Annotated in this window: 8 protein-coding genes and 1 pseudogene; 6 read left to right on the forward strand and 3 right to left on the reverse strand. The window is 42.5% G+C overall.

Annotated features, from left to right (window positions below; translation table 11 throughout):
- The first annotated feature begins 22 nt into the window (after positions 1–22).
- Positions 23–466, forward strand: coding sequence for a DUF2690 domain-containing protein (locus tag AC1DIV_RS18325; RefSeq protein ID WP_170946930.1), 444 nt, complete (start codon positions 23–25; stop codon positions 464–466).
- A 25-nt stretch (positions 467–491) separates the two neighbouring features.
- Here the strand turns inward: AC1DIV_RS18325 and AC1DIV_RS18330 are convergent, their stop codons facing one another.
- The gene (locus AC1DIV_RS18330; protein WP_251541917.1) at positions 492–1,034 is read right to left on the reverse strand and encodes a methylated-DNA--[protein]-cysteine S-methyltransferase; all 543 of its coding nucleotides are present in this window, start codon (positions 1,032–1,034) and stop codon (positions 492–494) included.
- Positions 1,024–1,620, reverse strand: coding sequence for a bifunctional transcriptional activator/DNA repair enzyme AdaA (locus tag AC1DIV_RS18335; RefSeq protein ID WP_477577094.1), 597 nt, complete (start codon positions 1,618–1,620; stop codon positions 1,024–1,026). Before AC1DIV_RS18335 ends, AC1DIV_RS18330 begins: the two co-directional genes overlap by 11 nt.
- 181 nt (positions 1,621–1,801) lie before the next feature.
- Here AC1DIV_RS18335 and AC1DIV_RS18340 point away from each other — a divergent pair, with 181 nt between their 5' ends.
- From AC1DIV_RS18340 to AC1DIV_RS18360, 5 genes and pseudogenes are all read left to right on the forward strand, one after another.
- A complete protein-coding gene (locus AC1DIV_RS18340) occupies positions 1,802–2,728 on the forward strand; it encodes a DNA-3-methyladenine glycosylase family protein (protein WP_477577095.1) in 927 nt (308 codons plus the stop codon).
- A gap of 310 nt (positions 2,729–3,038) precedes the next feature.
- Positions 3,039–3,248: pseudogene (locus AC1DIV_RS18345) on the forward strand (collagen-like protein); the annotation flags it as partial.
- On the forward strand, positions 3,184–3,414 hold the full coding sequence (locus AC1DIV_RS18350) for a hypothetical protein (protein WP_477577097.1): 231 nt from the start codon (positions 3,184–3,186) through the stop codon (positions 3,412–3,414). The pseudogene AC1DIV_RS18345 and the gene AC1DIV_RS18350, both read left to right, overlap by 65 nt.
- A gap of 116 nt (positions 3,415–3,530) precedes the next feature.
- A complete protein-coding gene (locus tag AC1DIV_RS18355; RefSeq protein ID WP_072273434.1) occupies positions 3,531–5,108 on the forward strand; it encodes an ATP-binding protein in 1,578 nt (525 codons plus the stop codon).
- Between the two features lie 11 nt (positions 5,109–5,119).
- Entirely contained in the window at positions 5,120–5,809 is a 690-nt protein-coding gene (locus AC1DIV_RS18360) for a response regulator (RefSeq protein ID WP_048683166.1), read from the forward strand.
- 2 nt (positions 5,810–5,811) lie between these two features.
- On the opposite strand, the gene AC1DIV_RS18365 is transcribed toward AC1DIV_RS18360, so the two are convergent.
- On the reverse strand, positions 5,812–6,000 hold a 189-nt coding region (locus AC1DIV_RS18365), incomplete at its 5' end, for a hypothetical protein (protein ID WP_477577099.1).

Here is a 6,000-nt window from a genome sequence, read left to right on the forward strand (position 1 = left end):
GCTTAAAATGATAGGTTTATCCATGGTGATGACACTGTCGATGTTTATTGTCGACTTTGGATTTGGAAAAAATCAAGCACTGGCAGAAACACACACCTATGATGGAAAAAGTCCATACTATAATAGTTGTGCAAATTCGGCGGTAACGAAGGATAAAAAATGGATCGATTCCAATTCGTACGTAGAATTGAAATACAGCACTGTGTGTAAAACCGCCTGGGCAAAAGTGACCGTAACACGCCCCGCCGTATACAATCATGAAGCGGATGCGAGAATCGTCCGAAGTACTGATGGTAAGGCCTATACATGCTCAAGTTCCGGGGGCAATGGTGTTGTGAATATCGGGCAGACCTCATGCTATACACCAATGGTATATGATTATGACCCGCGCAAAGCACAGGCCCAAGGGATCCATGCGATTCCAAATAGTGATGCCTATAATAAAGCGGTGACTATTTGGTACTAAAAAACAAAAACGCAAAAAAGCATCCTTATAGCCGGATGCTTTTTTTGCGGTCAGATTGTGCTTCCAATTGAAGTAGATATCGTTTCATCTCCGTACCTCCACGGTAGCCGGTAATGGCCCCGTTTTTTCCGATAACCCGGTGACATGGCACCGTGATCAGAATTGGGTTGGCGCCAATGGCCGTACCAACCGCCCGAACAGCTGCAGGTCTTTGGATGATTTGGGCAATATCGGAATAGGAACAGGTTTGTCCATAGGGTATTTGATTCAGCGCTGCCCAAATTTCTTGTTGAAAGGGGGTGCCTTTTATATCTGCGGGAAGAGAGAAAGTCTGCCTGGTTCCTTCGAAATATTCTTGTAGTTCTTTTAGATAGGGATTTAATGCTTTTTTATTTTCAACAAGGTTCGCATTTGGAAAGCGTTTTTGCATCAAGGACTTCAGTTCTTCATACGTTTGACCGGGAGAGCCTACATAGCAAAGCCCTTTTTCCGTCCTGGCCACATATAATTGCCACTTATCATAATGCAATATGGCCCAGTCAATGGTTTGTTTTTTATCATTCTTCATTTGCTTCACGCTCCAAAGCTTGAGTTTTGAGATAAGCATTCCTATATCCTGAAGGGGTATTCCCCATTTTCCTTTTGAATAACGTCATGAAATAGGGCGTACTGGAGAACCCGGTAGCGAAGCCTATTTCAGTTATCGGCAGTTCGGAGGTTTCCAGCAGCCACACCGCTTTTTCAAGGCGAAGCCGCTGAATGTATTCAGTGGGCGATATTCCCTTCACTCGCTTGAATGATCGTTGTAAATGATACGGGCTGCCGTGGGAAATATCCGCCAATTTGTTCAAAGTGAGGGGTTCGCTGTAATGGGTGTCGATCCATTCGGCTATTTGTTCAACCCATTCTTCTGTCGGCACATTCAGTCCTTCCGGTTTACATCGTTTACAAGGCCGGAACTCCTCTTCCAAAGCCATCATGGCATTTTTGAAGATCTTCACGTTTTCCTTTTTAGGCACCCTTGATTTACAGGAGGGCCTGCAAAAGATGCCTGTCGTAATTACCCCGTATAAAAAATGATCATCATATGCTGCATCACAATCTATAATAGCTTTCCAATACTCATTCGGGAAATCTGCTTTTTTCGGATTCACTACATTCACCTCTCCATTTAGTATACAAGAAAGGGTTGATATACAAACATTTTGATAATATAAAAGCAAGATAACGTAATTGTTCAATGAATTTTGTTAAAATTAGGGAGTTGAATGAAAGAGCAAGATAACGTACTTATTTTTGATTAGAATAAAAGGAACGGGACATAGGAGGAGCAGAATGAAAGAGACATTATCAAATGATGAAGGCATGAATGAATTGAGAATTCGTGCACCAAAAGAGTTTAGTTTTTCGGAAAATCTTAAATATTTATCAAGATCCTCCAATGAATGTCTGTTCGATATTGTTGATCAAAAGATTTATCGAGCACTTGTTGTCGAAAACGAGACACTTTTAGTAGAAATCAGTGCTTTGAATGAAACGGAGCTGAACGTTCGTTTTCCAGGACGAACTGCCCCGATGGAAAATCAGGTAAAGGATGCTGTTTCCCAATACGTTCGTCACTGGTTCGATCTTGAGACAAATCTGCTTCCTTTTTATGAATTGGCCCAAAAGGACCCTTTATTGCAAAAGCCGGTAAGCCAATTCTTCGGCTTGAGAAATATGGGCATCCCTGATTTATTTGAAGCGATTGCCTGGGGAATACTTGGTCAGCAGATTAACTTGACTTATGCCTATACCTTGAAACGGAGGCTTGTGGAGGGATTTGGTGAATATGTTGAATTCGAAGGAAAGCAATATTGGCTGTTTCCGACACCTGATGCGATCGCGAAATTGACCGTAGAAGATTTTTCCGATTTGAGGATGACCGTAAAGAAGTGTGAATATTTAATAGGTGTTGCTCAACTGATTGCAGAAGGGGAACTTACTAAAGAAAAGCTATTGAATGCAAAGGATGTAAAAGAGGCTGAAAAAATGCTGACCAACATACGGGGAATCGGTCCGTGGACAGCGAACTATGTCTTGATGCGCTGTTTGCGTTTTCCAGCAGCCTTTCCCATCGATGACGTCGGGCTGCATAATTCCATGAAACTGCTCATGCAAACAGAAGCAAAACCAACGAAAGCGGAAATCCTGAAACTATCGGAAGCGTGGGCTGATTGGGAATCCTATGCAACCTTCTATTTATGGAGATTGCTATATTGAATCCCGGAGATAAAACAGCAAGTAACGTCGATAAACTCCATATTCCGAGATAAAACTATAGAATTCGTCGATATATCTCCATATTCGGAGATAAAACTGCAAGTAACGTCGATATATCTCCATATTAGGAGATAAACCTATAAATTGCGTCGATATATCTCCATATTCGGAGATAAAACTATAGAAATCGTCGATTTATCCCTATATTCGGAGATAAAACAGAAGATTACGTCGATATAACTCCATATTCGGAGATAAAACAATAAATTTCGTCGATATATCCCCATTTCCGGAGATAAAACTGCAAATAACGTCGGCTTCAACATTTGCCGTAGATCCGGGTGCGATTTCGTTTTGTCTGTTCAGGAATACTTTTATATGGCTAAACAATGGTGCACGTTTCTGGTATTATCCCATTTTCGTCGGTCCGCGTTCTGTTGCCGGCTTCAGGTGGAATGGCAGGTTCTGGACGATTTTTGGCATCGATACAAGACAAATCAATTCATTTAGCTGTTTTTGAAAAAATGCTCAAAGGAGATGTTTCCTTTGAGCATTTTATATTTCAGATGGTTTGCTTTCAAGACAGAACCAGCATTGTCCAAAGAAAAACATTATTAAGATTACAAGGTGGAAAACAACTGCTCCTTGAACTTCGCACCGTCATCGGCGTGTCCATGTTTTCTTAAATAGGACACTGAGAAATAAACGGCCAACAATGTTCAATATTTAATAGAAATGGTAAAATCATTATGCTCCTATAAAATTTAGTGAATGAAAATGAAAATAGAGGATGCTGTTGAATATGAGGAAAGTATCGCTGGAAACCAAGATTCTCGGGTTAGTCTTATCGTTGAGCCTGTTTTTGATCCTGTTATTGACGACTACTTTTTCCTATATGGAAGGAAGGCAAATAGCGAAGGATAAAGGTCAATTGGCGTTGGAGCTTTCAAAGACGATTAGCTTCATGCCTACCGTTACAGAGGCCTTTGAGACGGATGATCCCGCTGGCATCATCCAGCCGATTGCCGAAAAGATCCGCAGGGAAACAGGTGCTGAGTTCATCGTTGTAGGGAATGCAGAGGGAATTCGCTATTCCCATCCGCTGGCTTCCGAAATTGGGAAGCGGATGGAAGGCGGGGATAATAGCAGGGCCATTCGGGAAGGCGAATATTATGTCTCCGAAGCGGCAGGATCACTCGGTCTTTCCATTCGGGGGAAGTCACCGGTATTCAATGAGGATGGAAAAATAATTGGAATCGTCTCCGTCGGTTTTTTGGTGGACGATGTCCGCGCCCAAATTTTCAAGGATTTGTCCAAGGAGATGATTGTATCTTTAGTGGCCATCATGATCTCGATCATTGGCAGTTATATGCTGGCAAGGAGCATACGTAAAGATACACTGGGGCTGGAACCATTTGAAATCGCCAATTTATATAAAGAAAAAAATGCAGTGCTTCAATCGGTGAAAGAAGGGATTCTGGCCATTGACCAAAATGGGCTGATTACCTCGATGAATCAGCCGGCAAAAAAATTGCTGGATATTAAAGAGTCCGTTCGCCATTTGAACGTCGATGGCCTATTTCCTTCGAAATATTTATTCGAGGTGCTGAAGTCCGGTGAACCGCAAGTGGATAAGGAGATTTCATGGGAAGACAAATCCGTTATCGTCAATTGTACGCCGATTTTCGATAGTGAAGGGGTAAGCGGTGTTGTCGCTTCGTTCCGTGATCGAACGGAAATTGAGGAAATGGTCAACACATTATCGGAAGTGAAGATGCATTCAGAGGATTTAAGGGCACAAACCCATGAATTTACCAATAAACTATACGTCCTATCAGGATTGATACAATTAGGGGAATATGATGAAGCAATCGATATGATTCAAAGCGAAACATCCGAATTGCATTCCCTGAACCGTGTCGTGTTCGAACAGATAAAGGATACAAAGGTACAAGCCCTGTTACTTGGCAAGATCGGGAAAGCATCGGAAAAGAAGATCATCTTTGAAATAGACGCACAAAGCTACCTAGAGAAACTGCCGGATCATATAAAATTGTCACAACTAACATTGATTCTAGGCAACATTATCGATAATGCACTTGAAGCGGTTTCAAGCATGGAAGAGCCGCTCGTGAAATTTTTCGCCACAGATATCGGAAATGATATGGTATTTGAAGTGAGTGATAACGGAAAAGGAATACCTGAGGATGCCATCGCCCATATTTTCGATCGGGGTTTCACTTCGAAAAACAGCGGAAGTCCAAGTGGTTATGGACTTTCGAATGCTGATCATGTCGTAAAAGAGCTGGGCGGCATCATCGAAGTTCAAAGCGAGGATGGAAACACCATATTCACCGTTTATCTTCCTAAAGAACAGTGAGGAGGGAAAGAATGCAGAAGATAAGAGCAGTCATCGCAGAAGATGATTTTCGTGTAGCGGATATCCATGAAAAATTCTTGAAAAACTTTGATGAAATAGAAGTGGTCGGAAAAGCTGTCAATGCCAAAAAAACGCTTCGGATCTTGGAACAAAAAAGCCCGGATCTGCTTTTGCTTGATGTTTATATGCCGGATCAGCTTGGTACAGACCTCCTTCCGGACATACGGAAAAAATTCCCGAATGTGGATATCATCATGATTACCGCGGCAACGGATAAAGAACAACTGGAAAAGGCGCTTCACTATGGTGTAGAGAATTATTTAATTAAACCAGTGGAGATGAAGCGCTTCAACCAAGTTATCGAAGAGTATCTGAAGAAAGTCCATCTGATGAAATCCAAACAAGAGATAGATCAGGATTTTGTGGATCTCATTTTGAAAAAGGGTTCATCCGTTTTGGAATCGAACGATGGGCAGGACCTGCCGAAAGGGGTCGACGAAATCACTTTGGCGAAGGTGATAGAGGTACTCGAAGCAAGCGATATCGGTTTGTCGGCTGAACAAGTGAGCGGACAGATCGGTGCTTCCAGGACAACTGCGAGACGCTATCTGGAATACTTGATTTCCGTTAAGAAATGTAAAGCGGAAGTCGTATATGGGGTAGTGGGGAGACCTGAGCGAAGATATTATAAAATTCAATAGAATTAAGTGAGAGACACCTTCAAGATTGAAGGTGTTTTTTTTAGGCTGTTTTCACATACTTTGTTGCTATTTACCAGGTAGTGAGTTGTGGTTGATTTCCCCTCCAGATGCTCGCTTTCCGCGGGGCGGGCGGTGAGCCTCCTCGGCGTAAACGCCTGTGGGGTCTCACCTGTCCCGCTGCTCCCGCAGGA

This window comes from Peribacillus sp. 05N428, from assembly GCF_056397085.1.